Genomic DNA, 14,995 nt, shown 5'->3' with positions numbered 1-14,995 from the left:
TTGAGAAAGTCCTGATCATCACAGTGTTATGGGCAAAGTCTTACATTTCTGCTGCTAAGACAAGGAAAAGCGGGTTTTTGATCTTTTAATTCCCCCAGCCCGGGTAAGCGACAATCAATTCGGCGGTAAGCTCCCGGTTATTGCGATCCATTGCGTGGATAAGCTTGCCGATACTACCGATTCCCTCTTCAAAGATTCTATCGGCTTCTCGCCCATCCCAAAGGGCTGTTAGCAGGATTAGCATCCGTCTTTGTGCATGAGAAAGTTTCAACCCACCGTCTGAGGCCTTGTCTTTCTCAATTTCTGGGATATCCGGATGGATTTGGAAGTGATTTGTTAACTTCTCCAGTTCACTATCCTTAGGAACAAAGTAGCGTTCCAACTGGTTATATTGAATGGCCTCTTTGACGAGGGCGGTGAAGATATCTTCCGACACGATTTAAGCCTCAGGGTAAAGATCGAACTTGGTTGAACTGTAAGAAATGTAGTACTGTTACGCAATGAGTGAAAAACGCGCATTAATAATAGATGACGAAAAACTCTTCGCAGATTTCGTCCGTCAGGTGGCCGAGGGAATGGACTACGAAGTCCGTGTGACGGATCAAGCGGAAGCGTTCAAATCTATCTATAAAGAATTTGACCCGACGGTCATTATTCTCGACATGGTCATGCCGGGTGTTGAAGGGATTGAACTTGTCAACTGGCTCGCCGAAGAGGGATGCTCTTCCCGGATCATGGTGGTGACCGGTTATAATCCCAACTATGTGGATTTTGCGAAAACCATTGGCAGTGCGCGTGGCCTGGTTGAAGTGCAAAGCTACACCAAACCCATCAGTCTGGCCGATCTGCGTCAAGCGTTATCCTGATCACACCCGAAACATTTGCTTTCCCACTTTCTCTATGAGATTATGCTCGCGATGTTGCGCGTCTGTATGTCAGACGCCAATGTTCTCAGGGCAGGGTGAAAGTCCCTACCGGCGGTGAAGATATTGATATCTAAGCCCGCGAGCGCCTGTCTCATCTGAGGCAGGGTCAGCAGATCTGGTGTAACTCCAGAGCCGACGGTCATAGTCCGGATGGAAGAGAACATGCACGGCACCAGCAGGCTGTTTGCGCCTATGGTGTCAGTTTGTCTTGCCTTGAGTTTTTGATGGTATCTGAACAAGAGGTCAAAAATGACAAACCAAAATAATGAACCCCTTCGCCTTCTGTCCGAAGTCAAAAACTCAACCCGCAAAATCGCTGTAATTCAAGCCAACTGGCATATTGATATTGTCAGTCAGGCAACAGCGTCTTTTTCGGCAGATCTGGAGGCGGCAGGTCTGCCCGCGGATCGTGTTGAGGTGTTTGATGTTCCAGGCAGTCTGGAAATTCCCCTGATGGCGCAAAAGCTGGCTGAAACCGGTCAGTATGATTTGATCATGGCAACAGGCTTGATTGTCGATGGCGGCATTTACCGGCATGACTTTGTTGCCGGAACCGTGCTCGAGGGAATGATGCGGGTGCAACTGGATACGGGTGTGCCGGTTCTCTCAGTAGTGCTAACGCCTCATAATTTCCAGGAAGTCCCTGCTCATATGGAATTTTTCCGCAACCATTTTGTCCTTAAGGGGCAGGAGGCAGCCAATGCTGCCATCCAAACCCTCAATAATATGGTTCGTTTTCAGGCGCCGTCCCGTCTGGCGTCCTAAATCATTAAACCAGCTTGTTTCCGTGATCCTTCCAGTAAGGGTCGCGGAGCAGGCGTTTATAAAGCTTTCCGGTTGGATGCCGGGGTAGCTCTTCCATGAAATCAATCGTCCTTGGACATTTGATATGGCTGAGATGATCCCGGCAATAGGCCATCAGCTCTTCGCGCAGGTCTTCTGTCGCCAGGGACATATTCAATGGCTGGACAACGGCCTTAACTTCTTCGCCAAAATCCTCGTTGGGAATCCCAAAGACCGCAACGTCATATACGGCTTCATGGTTGATAAGGTGATCTTCCACCTCCTGCGGATAGATATTCACGCCGCCGGAAATGATCATGAAACTTTTCCGATCGGTGAGATAGAGATATCCCTCTTCATCCATGTAACCCACATCACCCAGCGTGCTCCAGCCTTTGGTGTTGTAGCTTTCGGATGTTTTGCCTGGGTCATTGTGATAGACGAAATCCTTCCCGTCGGAGAAATAAATCACCCCGGTTTCACCAGGTGGGAGTTCTTCGCCGTCTTCACCCACAATATGCAGGATACCCATCACGGCTTTTCCCACGGTTCCGGGGTGGGCTAGCCATTCTTCGGGTCCTGTCGTGACGTAGCCATTTCCTTCCGTGCCGCCGTAATATTCGTGGATGATCGGTCCCCACCAGTCAAACATCTGACGTTTAATTTTCTCGGGGCAGGGGGCCGCGGCATGAATGGCCGTTTTCAGTGAGCTCACATCATATTTTAGCCGCACCTCATCTGGCAGCTTCAGCATGCGGATGAACATGGTGGGCACCAGTTGTGTGTGGGTAATCTTGTATTTTTCAACAAGTTGCAGGTAGGTCTCCGGGTCAAACCGCTCCATCACCACGCAAGTGCCGCCAAAACGATGAACCCGCATGTTATAACGAAGGGGCGCGGCGTGATAAAGCGGGGCAGGTGACAGGTAAATGACGTCACTGCTAAACCCATAAAGGCCTTTTTGGATATTATAGAGCGGATCATCAGAGCCGATCGGCTCGCCTACATCTACAGGCTTGACCCCTTTGGGACGCCCTGTTGTTCCTGATGAATAAAGCATGTCCGCTCCCTCACACTCATCTGCAAGGGCCGTCGTCGGATATTCTGAGATCGCGTCTTCGTAGGATTGATACCCGTCAATCACACCGTTCATCATCAGGCATTTTCGGACATTTGAAATCGTGCCGAGTACCTCTTTTGCCAAATCTTTTTTCGCATAAGACGTAATGAAAAATTCCGCTCCGCAATCGTTGATGATGTAGCTTGCCTCCTCAGCCGAGAGGCGCGAAGAGATCGCCGTGTAATAGAGCCCGGCGCGCTGGGCACCCCAAAGCAGCTCGTGATAGCGGTTGTTATTTTCCATCAAAAAGGCGATGTGATCGCCCACCTGAAGTCCGGCGGCCCTAAAAAACTGGGCCACCTGGTTGGATCGTTCGTCTAACTCTTTATACGTAATGATCTCGCCTGTTTCTGCCATGATGACGGCAGGTTTTTCAGGCTGCGATACTGCAAACTCCCTGATATGCATGTTTCCTCCCCATATGAGCGCGGCCTATTCTGTTTTGTTTTTAATCACGCCGGCTGCGATCAGTTTATCAATGTTTTCTTGTTTAACGCCAGCTTCTGCCAGGACTTCAACAGAATGTTCCCCATGTCTGGGGGGCAGTCGGCTGATATCGCCTGGTGTTTCTGAAAAGCTGGTTGGAATTCCCGTGAAGCGAAGCTTGCCCTCTGTCGGATGGTCCAGTTCTTTCCAGTAACCTGTTTCGACCAGATGTGGATCCGTGATCAGGTCAGTTGGTGTATTGATCGGAACGGCCGGGATATTGGCTTCTTCCAGATCTCTCAGCCAATCATCCGCATTTCGTGTCACGATGATATCCGAGAGGAGGGCGTATAGCGCATCGATGTTGGCAAGCCTGGCTGAGATATTACAAAAGCGTGGATCGTCCATCAATTCCGGTTGTCCCGCTATGGTGAAAAACGCTTTCCACTGCTTGTCCACATAAGGAAGGCAGCCGATCATGCGGTCATCTTTTGTTTTGTAGGGGTGCCGCGTGGGGGAGGTTGCCCGCGGATACCCCGCGCTTCCCTTGGCGGGAACGAAATGTTCCCCATAGAGATGCTCCAGCATATGAAACTGGACCATGGTTTCAAACATGGGGACTTTGACCTCTTGTCCCTGTCCTGTGCGCTCCCGATGAAAAAGCGCCATGGAAACCGCATAGACAACTGTAAGGCCCGTCGCCTTGTCCGCCAGAACGGTCGGCATATAGGCGGGGCGGCCAACCAGTTGGCTTTGGGTTGCGGCAATCCCGCTGACCCCCTGGATCATGTCGTCATAGGCAGGTTTATTGGCATAAGGCCCCTCTTGCGAAAATCCAAAGGCTCCGCAATAAACGATATTCGGGTTGACCTTCTTTACATCTTCATAGGTCAGGCCCAGCCGTTTGATGGCAGAGGGGCGCATGTTGTGCACCAGGACATCAACAGTTTTCAGAAACTCCAGAAAGGCTGCCTTGCCATCGGGATTTTTCAAATCGATTGCCAGGCTTCGCTTGTTTCGGTTAGCCGTCATGTAGACAGCCGCCATATCATCTGACTGGCGGGGGCCGATGTCCCGGGTGGTATCTCCGTCTAGCCCTTCGATTTTGATCACGTCCGCCCCGTGATCCCCCAAAATTTGGGTGGCGAACGGGCCCAACAATACAGATGTCAGGTCCGCTATTCTCACACCACTGAGGGGTCCTTGATTATTGTTATTCATTTGGAACCTTCAGTTTCAATCTTAATAGGATTTTGGCAAGCCAAGCGCCTTTTCAGCAATATAACACAGGATCAGCTGTGGACTGATTGGGGCGATCCGGCAGATCATCACTTCGCGCATCAACCGCTCAATGGTGAACTCCTTGGCATAACCGACGCCGCCATGGGTCATCACCGCCTGCTGACAGGCATTGAAGCCAGCCTCGCCGCCCATATATTTGGCCGCGTTTGCATAAGTTCCGCACTCATTTGTCTGGCCGCTATCATAAAGGTATGCGCCCTTCATGGCCATCAGGTAGGCAGCTTCCAACTCCATCCAGTTTTGCGCAAGCGGATGCTGAATGGACTGGTTCTTGCCGATGGGTCGACCGAAAACTTCCCGGTCCTTGGCATACTGGGCCGCGCGGGCCAGAGCGTTCATGCCAATGCCGACACCTTCCAGGCCCACAAGGATCCGTTCCGGGTTGAGGCTGTGCAGCAGGTAATAAAACCCTTTACCTTCCTCGCCGATCAGGTCTTCCTCAGGAACCGGCAGGTCATTGATAAACACTTCGTTGGAATCCACGCACTTGCGGCCCATCTTCTCAATCACTCGAACGTCGCAAAATTCCCGGTTCAGATCGGTGTAGAAAATGGACAAGCCATCGGTTGGCTTTTTGCAGTCCTCAATCGGGGTGGTGCGGGCCAGCAGCATGATCTTGTCAGCTTCCTGACCGGTGGTGGTCCACATTTTCTGGCCGTTGACGATATATTGGTTGCCTTGTTTAACAGCGCGGGTTTGCAAGGCAGATGTATTGAGGCCGGAGTTCGGCTCGGTGACCCCGAAGCAGGATTTAACTTCACCCTTGATGAGCGGAGGCAGCCATCTTTGTTTTTGTTCCTCGCTCCCGAACACAACGATCGGATGCGGGCCAAAGATATTGATGTGAATTGCGGAGGCCGCTGACATGCCGCCTGTTGATTTGGCAACTTCATGCATCATCAGGGCGGCCTCGGTCACGCCAAGGTTGGCCCCGCCATATTCTTCGGGCATGGTGATGCCAAGCCAGCCTGCATCAGCCATTGCTTTATGAAATTCGTTTGGAAATTCGCCCGTGCGATCCCGCTCGTGCCAGTAGTCTTCATCGAACTTGGCGCAGAGACCCGCAACATTTTCACGAATAGCAATCTGTTCTTCTGTCAGTGAGAAGTCCATTAATCAGTCCTTTTTCTTTTTTATTATTATGCCTGTAAGAGTGCCTGAAGTTGACTTGTTGATCAAGTCACAGTTGCCGCTGGGACGGCAAAGACTGAAAAGTCAGATAGGTGCGGTGCCCTAAGACAAGTTGCGCATAAAAAAACCCGCCATTTCTGGCGGGTTTTCAAGGTTTAAGGCGTCTTCCCTTAGTTCAGCATTGCCTGTGGCAACCACAGGATCAGGGATGGGAAGGCGATAAAGAGGGCAACCGTCAACACGTCCGCAACAAAGAACGGCCCGATTCCCCGGAACACATCGGCGAGCGGGATATCAGGTCGAACCCCGTTCACGACGTAACAGTTCAATCCAATTGGTGGTGTGATCAGGCAGATTTCCACCATTTTCACAACGATGATACCAAACCAGATCGGATCATATCCCAGACCAATAACGGCTGGATAAACCACCGGCAAGGTTAGGAGCAGCATACCGATCGCATCCATGAACATGCCGAGGATGGCATAGCCACAGAGGATCATGATGATGATCACTGTTGGTGGGAAAGGCAGGCCCAAAATCCATTCGGCAAAAGCTTCCGGCAAACCTGAGAAGCCAAGGAAGCGAACGAACACCAGAACACCCCAGATGATGGAGAAGATCATGACGCTCAGCTTGGCTGTTTCAGCCAACGCCTCTTTCAGCTCCTTCGTCCGCATACCATGGAAGAAGGCAAGGATCAGAACCACGAACGCGCCCAGTGCACCGGCTTCTGTCGGGGTAGCCCAGCCACCATAAATGGCTGAGAAGATAATCCCGATTACCGCTACGATTGGCAGTGTTCCTGGCAAGGAAGATACCCGCTCCTTAAATGTGAAACCCCGAACCGGTGGTCCCAGTTTTGGATTAAGTGTTGCCCGGCCCATAATGATAAACGCATAAATCAAGGCGGACACAATACCTGGGATAAAGCCTGCCAGCAGCAGGGCCCCAACGGATTGCTCAACGATGATCGCATAAATCACAAGGATGGCACTTGGTGGAATGAGGGAGGCAAGCGTACCGCCCGCAGCAACCACACCTGCAGCCAGCCGCCGGTCATATCCGTTTTTCAGCATTTCCGGGATGGCAACACGGGTGAAAACCGCAGCTGTTGCCGTACTCGCACCGGACACAGCCGCAAAACCTGCGGCCGCGAAGACGGTTGATACCGCAAGTCCGCCCGGCACCCAGCCCAGCCATTTCTTGGCAGCATCAAAGGCGGCCGTGGTAATTCCTGCATGAAAGGCCAGATAGCCGATCAGGATAAACATGGGCAACACGCTCAAGGAATAGAGCGTGGATTTAGAGTGAGGGATCGTTCCCACGATACCTGTACCCGCATCCCAGCCAATGATGGAAACAATGCCCAGCATCCCGACAATCGTTGCCGCGATGTAAACCCGAACACCCAAAAAGACCATGACGATCAGGGCGCCCATGCCGATTACGCCGGTCAAAAGAGGATCTAATTCCATTACTTACTCTCCACTCTTTCTGGCTTTTCGGCGGTAGGTTTCATCAAACTTGGCCTGTGCGGCTGCTTCCTCACCGAGCGCATCTTCAATTTCTTTTCGGGCTTGTGTCTCAACGTCTTCGATGACCGGAACGGCAATGATGGATGCGTTCGGGTATAGGAAGAGGCGGGTAAAGCCCACCAGCTGAACCGCAAAGCGGACCCAAAGGAAACAGAACATCACCGGAATAATCAGTTTGGCTGGCCAAATCGGCAGGCCAATATCGATTGTGCTGTCGCCATATTCGAAGGCCCGTTGGAAATGCAGATAGCTGGTATCAATGAGGACCGTGATAACAAACAGACCGACCAAGGTTGCAAGGGCTTCAAAAAAGTAAAGGGTTCGCCCGTTAAACTTGGCCATGAACAAATCCATTCGGACATGGCCACCAAGCCGTTGGCAATAGGCAATGCCGAAGAAGGCGAAGATCACCATGCCTTGTTCGATGAAATCGATATAGCCGTAGATCGGCAGGTCGAGGAGTTTTCGGCTCAATACCTGGGTGACACCAAGGATCATCACGGCGAAAATCGCGATGGCCGAAAACGCGTTCAGGAAGTTTTCAATTTTAGAAAACCAGAAGTCGAATTTTCCCAATGCCCCTTGGGGAGGCTCGTTGGGCGAAGCGGAGTTTATTATCATGGACGCACTCTTAAAAGCTGAGACGACCGGGACGCACCGGCCAAACCAGAGTCAAATTTTTATGATTTTCAGTTTCTTGAGACTGAATTTGAACTTAGCTGGAGATGTAAAAAAAGGGTCGGCAAAGTTAAAATTCACCGACCCTTCCAATTCCAGTTTTACTGCTTGGCAGTCGTCATGATCAGGTTCAGCAGCTCTTCTGCTGGCAGACCTTTTTCGTTCATGTCTTTTACCCAGTCATCCCATACTGGCTGTGCGCCAACTTTACGGAAACGGGCCAGTTCTTCATCAGAGTAAGTGATGGCTTCCAGGCCTTTTTCTTTCATCAGAGGGAAGTTCTTGGTGTCAGCTTTTTCATAAGCTGCAAACAGAGCTTCGTAAGCTGCTGGTTTTGTGTCTTCCAACAGTTTCTGATACTGAGCAGGCAGTTTGTCCCAAGCTTTTGTGTTGACCACAACTGGGCAGTTGTTAGCGCCTGGGCTCAGGTTTGCTGTGTACCATTTACCAATGTCAGTCAGCTTGTAAGCAACATGGGCATATGTGAACGGGAAGGATGCCGCATCAACCGTACCGCGCTCCAGTGATGTGTACACTTCAGAGGCTGTCACTGTTGTTGGGATCGCACCGAGCTTAGTCATCGCTTTACCGATACCACCCAGGGCACGAACACGCATGCCTTTCCAGTCTTCCAGGGTTTTTGGCGCATCGCCAACACCTGTAAATTCATACTGTGGCAGCAGAGAGCTCATCAGCAGTTTCGCATCCCACCGGGCCAGGTCAGCTGCAACAGCTGGGTGGCTATAATAGGCGTCATGCACTTTTGCCTGAACTTTCAGGTTTGGAAATGGCAGGAATGGAAGGTCCAGACCTGTCAAAGATGGGTTCTTGTCTGGGTGATATGCAGAACAGAACATTGCCATCTGGAAAGCGCCAAGCTTGATACCGTCTAGGTTTTCACGGGACTTGGAAAGTGCTTCACCGTAATGGATCTTGATTTTGAATTTGCCGCCGGTGCGTTCATCAGCAACTTTGCTGAGGGTTTCGATGCCGGCTGTAAAGGCACGGGATTTACCCCATACGGATAGATTCCACCGAACACTTGGACCGTCCACCATGTCTGCTGCGGATGCACTATATGCGAACCCCAGAACAGTTGAGGCGGCAGCTACTGACAGCAATGTCTTCTTGAGCATTGTTTTTTCTCCCTATTAGTCTACTGCTGTTTGTTATTTATGGTTTTTATTATGTTGGAAACTAAAGCACGCTTTTCTTTTGAGTTCAACCAGTTGTTGGACGTAAGGGAAGCATAGCAGGGTATTTTACATCTATTGCGCTTTATTTAATCTTCTTATTACTCGTATATGTAGGCTTTGCCTGTTTTTTGAGCAGGCTTTCTGCCGTTTTTTAGGGGAATTCTGTTTACCGGATCTGTTCACTGGGATATAGGATTTGCATGCAACCGTCCCGTCCGTCACTCCTTATAATTGGTCATGGTTCTTCTGTCTCTAAAACAGCGGAAGAAGCTGCGATTGAGCATGCGAAAACACTGTCCCTCAGTCATCGGTTTGGCACTATTCAGACGTATTTCTTGAAGGCAGGAAGTGACTTGCCAGAGCTCCCGGAAGGCGAAATCTTTCTGCTTCCCTTTTTTATGAGTGATGGATTTTTTGTGAAACAGCGCATTCCTTCTGTTTTTTCGCTGAAGGATGGACAGCGGATTGAGGCAGATCGTCAACTTTATATGTGTGATGCTTTTGGGGTAGACCCTGAACTGGCTATGATTCTGAAATCCATGGCACTGGAAAGGCTCCGGAATTTGAAGTTGGAGCCATCAGAAACTGCTGTTCTGCTGATCGCGCATGGGTCTGGGAAAAGTTCGGCTTCTGAAGAGGCGGCCCGGCTTCAACAATCCGCGCTTGCCAACATCAGTGCCTTTGGGGCGGTCGATGTCGCCTTTCTCGAACAAAACCCAACTATTGCTGACGGTCTTGATCGCTTGGCCGGGCGCTTTGCCACCATTATTTGTCTCGGCCTTTTTGCCGGAGGCGGTCCGCATGCCAATCAGGATGTCCCGACAGAAATCGCTGACTGGCAGAAAAGTGATACCGGCTCAAAGGCGGGTGTTGCTGTCTTTTACGAAGGCGCTGTTGGGGAGCGGGCCGAGGTTGTTCGCCTTATTCAGGACAGTATCAGTCGACGTGCCGCATCTTTGGTTGATAAGAATTGACCGGCAATTTTACCGGTACATAATTGCTACGTCTTAAGGAATTTGTGGGCAGGGGGCAGGATTCAGTTGAGATTTTCTGCCGATTTCTGTATTGCAAGGTTAGAAATTAATAAAGAGGTCCTTACTGGATGGTTGATCGCAAATCTGCAAAACCCGCGAAGAAACAAATCGCGGCTACGGTAAAGTTTTTTGATGAAGGAAAAGGGTTCGGGTTCGTCTCTCCGTCTGACGGCTCGTCTGACGCCTTTATCCATATTTCTGCGCTTCAGGATACGTCTTATACTGAACTGGCGGAAGGCATGCGGATTGTTGTGGATCTGACCGAAGGTGATCGGGGTGCCCAGGTCTCCAAGGTTTATGAACCTGAAGAAGGTGAAGCTGATGGTCCCGCTGCCCAGGAAGTTGAGGCAACAGGTGTCGTTACAACATTTGACGAAGAAATCGGCTATGGCCTGATCACGCCAGATGCAGGCGGCAAGGAAATCTTCTTCCACGTGAACATGCTGGAGCGTTCTGAAGTGGATATGGAAAAATTTGGCATGGATGCCAAAGTTAAAGTCGAAGTTCGCCAGGGTCTCAAGGGCCCGATTGCGGACAAACTGGAACTCATCTGAAATTTAAGAGAGTGATATGACAAGAACAGAAGCCCTCCGGGTTCAACGGTATTTGCGGGAAAAATTCAATAATGACGCCTTTGTTGTTAAAGAGCGTCGCCCCGCTGACGGATCAGCAGAAGTTCTCCTTGGTGATGAATTTATTGCCGTTGTCTTTCGGGATGAGGATGAAGGCGAAGTCTCCTACAACATGCATATGACAATTTTGGATATCGATCTGCCGGAAACCTCCTAGGCTGGATTTATTACCCCCTCCATTGACGAAACCCGGCCATATTCTAGCCGGGTTTTTGTTTTAGGGTGTGATCTCATCGAAAGTGAAGATCATGATGCGAGTTGTTTTAAAAATTTCTGTTGGCGTTATGTTGCTGGTCAATTTGGCGGTTTTTGCGACAGGTGTCAGTGCTGACGAAATGATAGAGCTGCGCATCAATGGCCCCGATGGGGAGCCTTATGCTGGCGATTGTTATCTTCGGAAAATCTCAGGCGATTTTTCCCGTCAGCGGATCGGCGGGAAGCTGCCCGCCAAGCTTTGGCTGCCAACAACGGCTTTTCGCTGCAATATTGAGAAAAAAGGCGCGCTGCAACCCATGTCTGTTGAAGTGATCCGCGGTGGGACCACCGAAATCGTCAAGGCCATGCAGCCGCCGTTTCGCTGGATCGCTGTTCGAAGTTCCGGACCTTGGGGGAAACCTCTCGCCTCCGTTCACACGGCCCGGCCAACTTTCAGTAATTAACCTGCAGCTTAGCAGCAGACCTCATATTCAAACTGAACGGTGGCGTGACCCACTTCATATTCATCTTTGAGGAAACTGTTGATGCGGGGCAGCAGGCTTTCGATATTCGTCTCTTTACTGATCCGCACGTGGACGGTTAGCAGAACTCTTTCCGCCGTTAATGACCAGGCGTGTAGGTGATGGGCATCCAAAACCTCAGGGAATTCGCGGGTCAGATCATCCTTGATTTCACCTAAATCCAGATGTTCCGGAGTTCCCTCCAGCAGGATATGCCCGGTTTTTCGAACAATGCCATAGCCGCTTTTCAGAATGATCACAGCGACCACAACGGACAGGATCGGGTCTGCCGCCACCCAGCCTGTAAACATAATGATCAACGCGGCAACTATCGCCGCAACTGAACCCAACAGATCACCCAGAACATGAAGGAGCGCTCCTTGCATGTTTACATTATGGCTGTCCCCCTTATGCAGAATAACAAACCCGATGATGTTGACCAGCAGGCCTGCGATGGCAACAAACAGCATGGGCAGAGAGAGAACGTCCCCCGGGTTGATGAGCCTGTCAATAGCTTCGATAACGATCCAGCCGGCGATAAAAAACAGGGTTAATCCATTGGTAAAGGCAGCCAGAATCTGAAAGCGGTGATAGCCATAGGTTCGTTTGTCATCGGCCGGTTTCTTGGCGAGCCGAAAGCCAAACCAGGCAAGTCCTAGCGCTGCCGTGTCTGACAGCATATGACCGCTATCCGCGATCAGGGCAAGGGATCCGGCGAACAGTCCCCCCAGAACTTGCAGGATCATATAGCCGCCGGTCAGCAGCATGACCCAGAAAACCCGCTTCTCACTGTCTTCGGTAACATCAGGGACATGATGGTGAGAATGCCCATGCCCCTGCCCCTGCACATGCCCATGCCCGTGAGAATGATCATGAGCATGTCCATGCGCATGGCTATGGTTCAGGTCATCGCCGGCAGTCATGTCTAATCCTTTACTGTTTGACGTTCTTTTAAGTTAGTTCAGTTTGGTGCGTATTTGAAGGAAATTGGGTGTGACGAGTGTTCCTGTTAATTGAGTGCTTTTAAGGACACATCTAGAATTCGAAAAGTGACTGCAAATAGAATCCGCCACATTACTGACATCTTCCTCCAATATCCCCGATAGTCTAATAAATTAACTTATCAACTTATTGGTTGGTTAGGGGCTGATTTTGCTGCTTTTTTGTAACTGTTCGTTGCAAAGTAAAAGGAGTTCTATAAATTAGTAACAGAAGCCGATACCTTGATATAAGTTGGTTCTAAGTATTTTGGCTAATTTAGCCACTTTAAGTACCCAGTACCTAATTGATACCAAAACTCTGTTTGAGTACTTAATTACTCAAAGTTAGGGGAGAGATATGAAAAAAGTTTTGACCTTTGCTGTTCTTGGGGCAGCTTCCGTTACTCTTGCCGCTTGTGGTGGCAAATTGGGTGAAGCCGAAATGATGACTGCGCAGGGTTCTGCGTTCAGCACTGCGCTCTATAACGACTACATTGCCCTGTCCAAAGGTGAGTATGGTGAAGGGGATTACACCGACTCTGACCGTTTTGCTGAAAAAGCAATGGTTGCCGCCATGGGCAAGGACGTCGCACCTTACAACCCAGGTGAATGGAAAATTCCAGAAAACCGTGTTCCTGTGATGACTGGTGCTTACGAGCGTCTGGTTGCAGCTCTGAACGGAACTGCCAAAGAAAAAGCCACAGTGCAGCTCGCCCGTGCGCAAACCAGCTTTGACTGCTGGGTTCAGGAACAGGAAGAAAACTTCCAGCCAGATCACATCGCAGCTTGTCGGGATGCCTTCATCGCTGCAATGGCTGATGTTGATAAAATGACAATGGTTGCCAAGCCAGCTCCGGCTCCAGCACCAGCTCCTGCACCAAAAGAAATGATGGCTGAAGCCAAGACTTTCCAAGTGCTGTTCAAGTTCGATAGCACAGCAATGCTACCTGGTGGCGACGCTCAGATTAAAGCTGCTGTTGACTATGTGAAAAACTTCAAGCGTCCTCGTGTGACCATTGCTGGTTACACAGATACATCCGGCTCAAAAGCTTACAACGAAGTTCTTTCCGAGCGTCGTTCAGAAGCCGTTGCTGAAATGGCAATGGACATGGGTCTGGATCCAAAGAACGTGATCATGCGGAGCTACGCGGAAGATCGTCTTGCTGTTCCAACACCAGATGGTGTGAAGAAGCAGGAAAACCGCCGCGCGACAATCACAGTCGAAAGCCGCTAATAGTCTGAGAAGGGGAGCGGGCATCCGCTCCCTTTTGATTAACTGAAAGTATGAATTGATGAAAAGTCTCTCAAAACTGAAAACCGCGATTGTCGCAGGTGCTTCTGTTTTTGCCCTCGCAACACTGCTCGGCGCTTGCTCCCCTGAGGTTGGCAGCGAAGAATGGTGTAAGGACATCAAAGAAAAAGGCGTTGAAAACGTGACCGCTAAGGAAGCTGCAGACTTCGCCAAGCACTGTGTCCTCTAACGGAAACAGTTATGTGAAAATGAAAAGGGTCGGCTTGCCGGCCCTTTTTTAATGACTTAACGCAGTCATTCAGGTCGCAATCGTGTCCTGCTGCAGCAGTTCCTGGATAATTGGGTTGGGAAATTTTCGCTCTGGAAGGACTGCGTAGAAAGATTCCACAATCTTAGGCAGGCTGGCATATTCAGCAAGCAGCCCGCTATCCAGCTCATCCCTAACAACAATGGGCGGAATAACCGCAAGGCCGACACCTTCTCGGGTAAGCAGGCGGAGCATCGCCATATCATCCACTTCTGCGGCGATGATCGGCTTTATATGCAAACGATCCATCAGCGCGTCAAACTCAATGCGGATTCCGCTATCCAGGGTTGGGATGATCACAGGATTGACGGCCAGTATGCTTTTCAGGTTGCTCAAAAGCTCGAATTTATCGGGGCGCCCAATTAAGCTGACATGCTGTTCGGCCAACCGGTGAGAGGTAAGCGACTTTGCCGGGTCTCGTGCCGCCGGTTGATTGAGCAAAACAACGTCCAGATTCAGCCCTTCAAGCTCTCTCAATAACTCGCCGGTCGTGCCAGAGCGAAGGACGATGTCCACATCATCCCGGTCCAGCAACGGTTGCAGAAATTTGATCTGGAAGTTTCGGGACAGGGTGGCCATGGCACCAATGCGGACCGATTTGCGCTTCGATCCAGCACCGCTCAAGGTGCCGAGCAACTCTTCGCCCGTGGTGAAGATCACATCCGCATAGTCGAGGGCGATCCGGCCAGCCTCCGTTAATTCCAGTTGCCGACCTCGTCTCTCAAACAGCTTGTGACCGACGCTGTCCTCTAGATGTTTAATCTGAACAGACAGCGCTGACTGCGACAGGTTCAGGTGCTCAGCGGTCCGGGTCAGGTTGCCATCATGGGCGACGGCACGGAAATACCGCAGGTGATGATAGTTAAGACGGCTCATTCGTTCTATTTTATAGAACGAATTGTCAATTACAATGTATTTTTTATTATGTTTTGCCTCTGTTAAACGTCCTCTCAGTTGACCGTAACAGAAGGATC

General features: G+C 50.4%; 17 protein-coding genes and 1 riboswitch. Of the genes, 8 read left to right on the top strand and 9 right to left on the bottom strand.

Annotation, left to right across the window (positions count from 1 at the left end; all coding sequences use genetic code 11):
• Nucleotides 1–85 precede the first annotated feature (85 nt).
• The gene (locus HH301_RS00335) at nucleotides 86–436 is read right to left on the bottom strand and encodes a hypothetical protein (protein WP_169566048.1); all 351 of its coding nucleotides are present in this window, start codon (nucleotides 434–436) and stop codon (nucleotides 86–88) included.
• Nucleotides 437–500: 64 nt separating this feature from the next.
• Here HH301_RS00335 and HH301_RS00330 point away from each other — a divergent pair, with 64 nt between their 5' ends.
• Complete coding sequence (locus tag HH301_RS00330; protein ID WP_169566047.1) at nucleotides 501–866, top strand: response regulator; 366 nt, start codon at nucleotides 501–503, stop codon at nucleotides 864–866.
• Between the two features lie 77 nt (nucleotides 867–943).
• Nucleotides 944–1,092: riboswitch (FMN riboswitch) on the top strand.
• A gap of 116 nt (nucleotides 1,093–1,208) precedes the next feature.
• Nucleotides 1,209–1,691 carry a 6,7-dimethyl-8-ribityllumazine synthase gene (locus tag HH301_RS00325; protein ID WP_420821174.1) on the top strand — a complete coding sequence of 161 codons (483 nt, stop codon included), beginning with the start codon at nucleotides 1,209–1,211 and terminating at the stop codon, nucleotides 1,689–1,691.
• A 4-nt stretch (nucleotides 1,692–1,695) separates the two neighbouring features.
• Here the strand turns inward: HH301_RS00325 and HH301_RS00320 are convergent, their stop codons facing one another.
• The 6 genes from HH301_RS00320 to HH301_RS00295 all read right to left on the bottom strand — a co-directional run bounded on the left by HH301_RS00320 (nucleotide 1,696) and on the right by HH301_RS00295 (nucleotide 9,040).
• Complete coding sequence (locus HH301_RS00320; protein WP_169566045.1) at nucleotides 1,696–3,237, bottom strand: AMP-binding protein; 1,542 nt, start codon at nucleotides 3,235–3,237, stop codon at nucleotides 1,696–1,698.
• Between the two features lie 24 nt (nucleotides 3,238–3,261).
• On the bottom strand, nucleotides 3,262–4,476 hold the full coding sequence (locus HH301_RS00315; RefSeq protein ID WP_169566044.1) for a CaiB/BaiF CoA transferase family protein: 1,215 nt from the start codon (nucleotides 4,474–4,476) through the stop codon (nucleotides 3,262–3,264).
• A gap of 21 nt (nucleotides 4,477–4,497) precedes the next feature.
• Complete coding sequence (locus HH301_RS00310; RefSeq protein WP_169566043.1) at nucleotides 4,498–5,670, bottom strand: acyl-CoA dehydrogenase family protein; 1,173 nt, start codon at nucleotides 5,668–5,670, stop codon at nucleotides 4,498–4,500.
• Between the two features lie 188 nt (nucleotides 5,671–5,858).
• Complete coding sequence (locus HH301_RS00305; RefSeq protein WP_169566042.1) at nucleotides 5,859–7,166, bottom strand: TRAP transporter large permease; 1,308 nt, start codon at nucleotides 7,164–7,166, stop codon at nucleotides 5,859–5,861.
• Between the two features lie 3 nt (nucleotides 7,167–7,169).
• The gene (locus tag HH301_RS00300) at nucleotides 7,170–7,847 is read right to left on the bottom strand and encodes a TRAP transporter small permease subunit (RefSeq protein ID WP_169566041.1); all 678 of its coding nucleotides are present in this window, start codon (nucleotides 7,845–7,847) and stop codon (nucleotides 7,170–7,172) included.
• 158 nt (nucleotides 7,848–8,005) lie between these two features.
• A complete protein-coding gene (locus tag HH301_RS00295; RefSeq protein WP_169566040.1) occupies nucleotides 8,006–9,040 on the bottom strand; it encodes a C4-dicarboxylate TRAP transporter substrate-binding protein in 1,035 nt (344 codons plus the stop codon).
• A 260-nt stretch (nucleotides 9,041–9,300) separates the two neighbouring features.
• On the opposite strand from HH301_RS00295, the gene HH301_RS00290 reads away from it, so the two are divergent.
• From HH301_RS00290 to HH301_RS00275, 4 genes are all read left to right on the top strand, one after another.
• Nucleotides 9,301–10,074 (top strand): CbiX/SirB N-terminal domain-containing protein, encoded by a 774-nt coding sequence (locus HH301_RS00290; protein WP_169566039.1) that lies wholly within the window; start codon nucleotides 9,301–9,303, stop codon nucleotides 10,072–10,074.
• Nucleotides 10,075–10,202: 128 nt separating this feature from the next.
• Nucleotides 10,203–10,688: a cold-shock protein gene (locus HH301_RS17915; protein ID WP_169566038.1), complete on the top strand. Its 486-nt coding sequence runs from the start codon at nucleotides 10,203–10,205 to the stop codon at nucleotides 10,686–10,688.
• A gap of 16 nt (nucleotides 10,689–10,704) precedes the next feature.
• Complete coding sequence (locus HH301_RS00280; protein ID WP_169566037.1) at nucleotides 10,705–10,923, top strand: DUF3126 family protein; 219 nt, start codon at nucleotides 10,705–10,707, stop codon at nucleotides 10,921–10,923.
• Between the two features lie 91 nt (nucleotides 10,924–11,014).
• Entirely contained in the window at nucleotides 11,015–11,425 is a 411-nt protein-coding gene (locus HH301_RS00275; RefSeq protein WP_169566036.1) for a hypothetical protein, read from the top strand.
• Nucleotides 11,426–11,433: 8 nt separating this feature from the next.
• On the opposite strand, the gene HH301_RS00270 is transcribed toward HH301_RS00275, so the two are convergent.
• Nucleotides 11,434–12,405, bottom strand: a complete 972-nt coding sequence (locus tag HH301_RS00270; RefSeq protein ID WP_169566035.1) for a cation diffusion facilitator family transporter — start codon at nucleotides 12,403–12,405, stop codon at nucleotides 11,434–11,436.
• Nucleotides 12,406–12,820: 415 nt separating this feature from the next.
• Here HH301_RS00270 and HH301_RS00265 point away from each other — a divergent pair, with 415 nt between their 5' ends.
• Nucleotides 12,821–13,696 (top strand): OmpA family protein, encoded by an 876-nt coding sequence (locus tag HH301_RS00265; RefSeq protein WP_169566034.1) that lies wholly within the window; start codon nucleotides 12,821–12,823, stop codon nucleotides 13,694–13,696.
• Nucleotides 13,697–13,754: 58 nt separating this feature from the next.
• Nucleotides 13,755–13,943 carry a DUF3012 domain-containing protein gene (locus tag HH301_RS00260; RefSeq protein WP_169566033.1) on the top strand — a complete coding sequence of 63 codons (189 nt, stop codon included), beginning with the start codon at nucleotides 13,755–13,757 and terminating at the stop codon, nucleotides 13,941–13,943.
• Between the two features lie 69 nt (nucleotides 13,944–14,012).
• Here the strand turns inward: HH301_RS00260 and HH301_RS00255 are convergent, their stop codons facing one another.
• Nucleotides 14,013–14,897, bottom strand: coding sequence for a LysR family transcriptional regulator (locus HH301_RS00255; protein WP_169566032.1), 885 nt, complete (start codon nucleotides 14,895–14,897; stop codon nucleotides 14,013–14,015).
• Nucleotides 14,898–14,995 lie beyond the last annotated feature (98 nt).

The sequence above is a fragment of the Sneathiella limimaris genome (assembly GCF_012932565.1).
Taxonomy (GTDB): Bacteria; Pseudomonadota; Alphaproteobacteria; order Sneathiellales; family Sneathiellaceae; genus Sneathiella; species Sneathiella limimaris.
The sequence above is the reverse complement of the archived record's forward strand: the minus strand, read 5'-3'. Positions and strand labels throughout refer to the sequence as shown.

Bases quoted from the DNA above. Each gene is read 5' to 3' on its own strand.
- HH301_RS00260 (WP_169566033.1), top strand. From the start codon at position 13,755: ATGAAAAGTCTCTCAAAACTGAAAACCGCGATTGTCGCAGGTGCTTCT.
- HH301_RS00265 (WP_169566034.1), top strand. From the start codon at position 12,821: ATGAAAAAAGTTTTGACCTTTGCTGTTCTTGGGGCAGCTTCCGTTACT.
- HH301_RS17915 (WP_169566038.1), top strand. From the start codon at position 10,203: ATGGTTGATCGCAAATCTGCAAAACCCGCGAAGAAACAAATCGCGGCT.
- HH301_RS00270 (WP_169566035.1), bottom strand. From the start codon at position 12,405: ATGACTGCCGGCGATGACCTGAACCATAGCCATGCGCATGGACATGCT.
- HH301_RS00310 (WP_169566043.1), bottom strand. From the start codon at position 5,670: ATGGACTTCTCACTGACAGAAGAACAGATTGCTATTCGTGAAAATGTT.
- HH301_RS00295 (WP_169566040.1), bottom strand. From the start codon at position 9,040: ATGCTCAAGAAGACATTGCTGTCAGTAGCTGCCGCCTCAACTGTTCTG.
- HH301_RS00300 (WP_169566041.1), bottom strand. From the start codon at position 7,847: ATGATAATAAACTCCGCTTCGCCCAACGAGCCTCCCCAAGGGGCATTG.
- HH301_RS00305 (WP_169566042.1), bottom strand. From the start codon at position 7,166: ATGGAATTAGATCCTCTTTTGACCGGCGTAATCGGCATGGGCGCCCTG.
- HH301_RS00315 (WP_169566044.1), bottom strand. From the start codon at position 4,476: ATGAATAACAATAATCAAGGACCCCTCAGTGGTGTGAGAATAGCGGAC.
- HH301_RS00330 (WP_169566047.1), top strand. From the start codon at position 501: ATGAGTGAAAAACGCGCATTAATAATAGATGACGAAAAACTCTTCGCA.
- HH301_RS00320 (WP_169566045.1), bottom strand. From the start codon at position 3,237: ATGCATATCAGGGAGTTTGCAGTATCGCAGCCTGAAAAACCTGCCGTC.
- HH301_RS00280 (WP_169566037.1), top strand. From the start codon at position 10,705: ATGACAAGAACAGAAGCCCTCCGGGTTCAACGGTATTTGCGGGAAAAA.
- HH301_RS00255 (WP_169566032.1), bottom strand. From the start codon at position 14,897: ATGAGCCGTCTTAACTATCATCACCTGCGGTATTTCCGTGCCGTCGCC.
- HH301_RS00275 (WP_169566036.1), top strand. From the start codon at position 11,015: ATGATGCGAGTTGTTTTAAAAATTTCTGTTGGCGTTATGTTGCTGGTC.
- HH301_RS00290 (WP_169566039.1), top strand. From the start codon at position 9,301: ATGCAACCGTCCCGTCCGTCACTCCTTATAATTGGTCATGGTTCTTCT.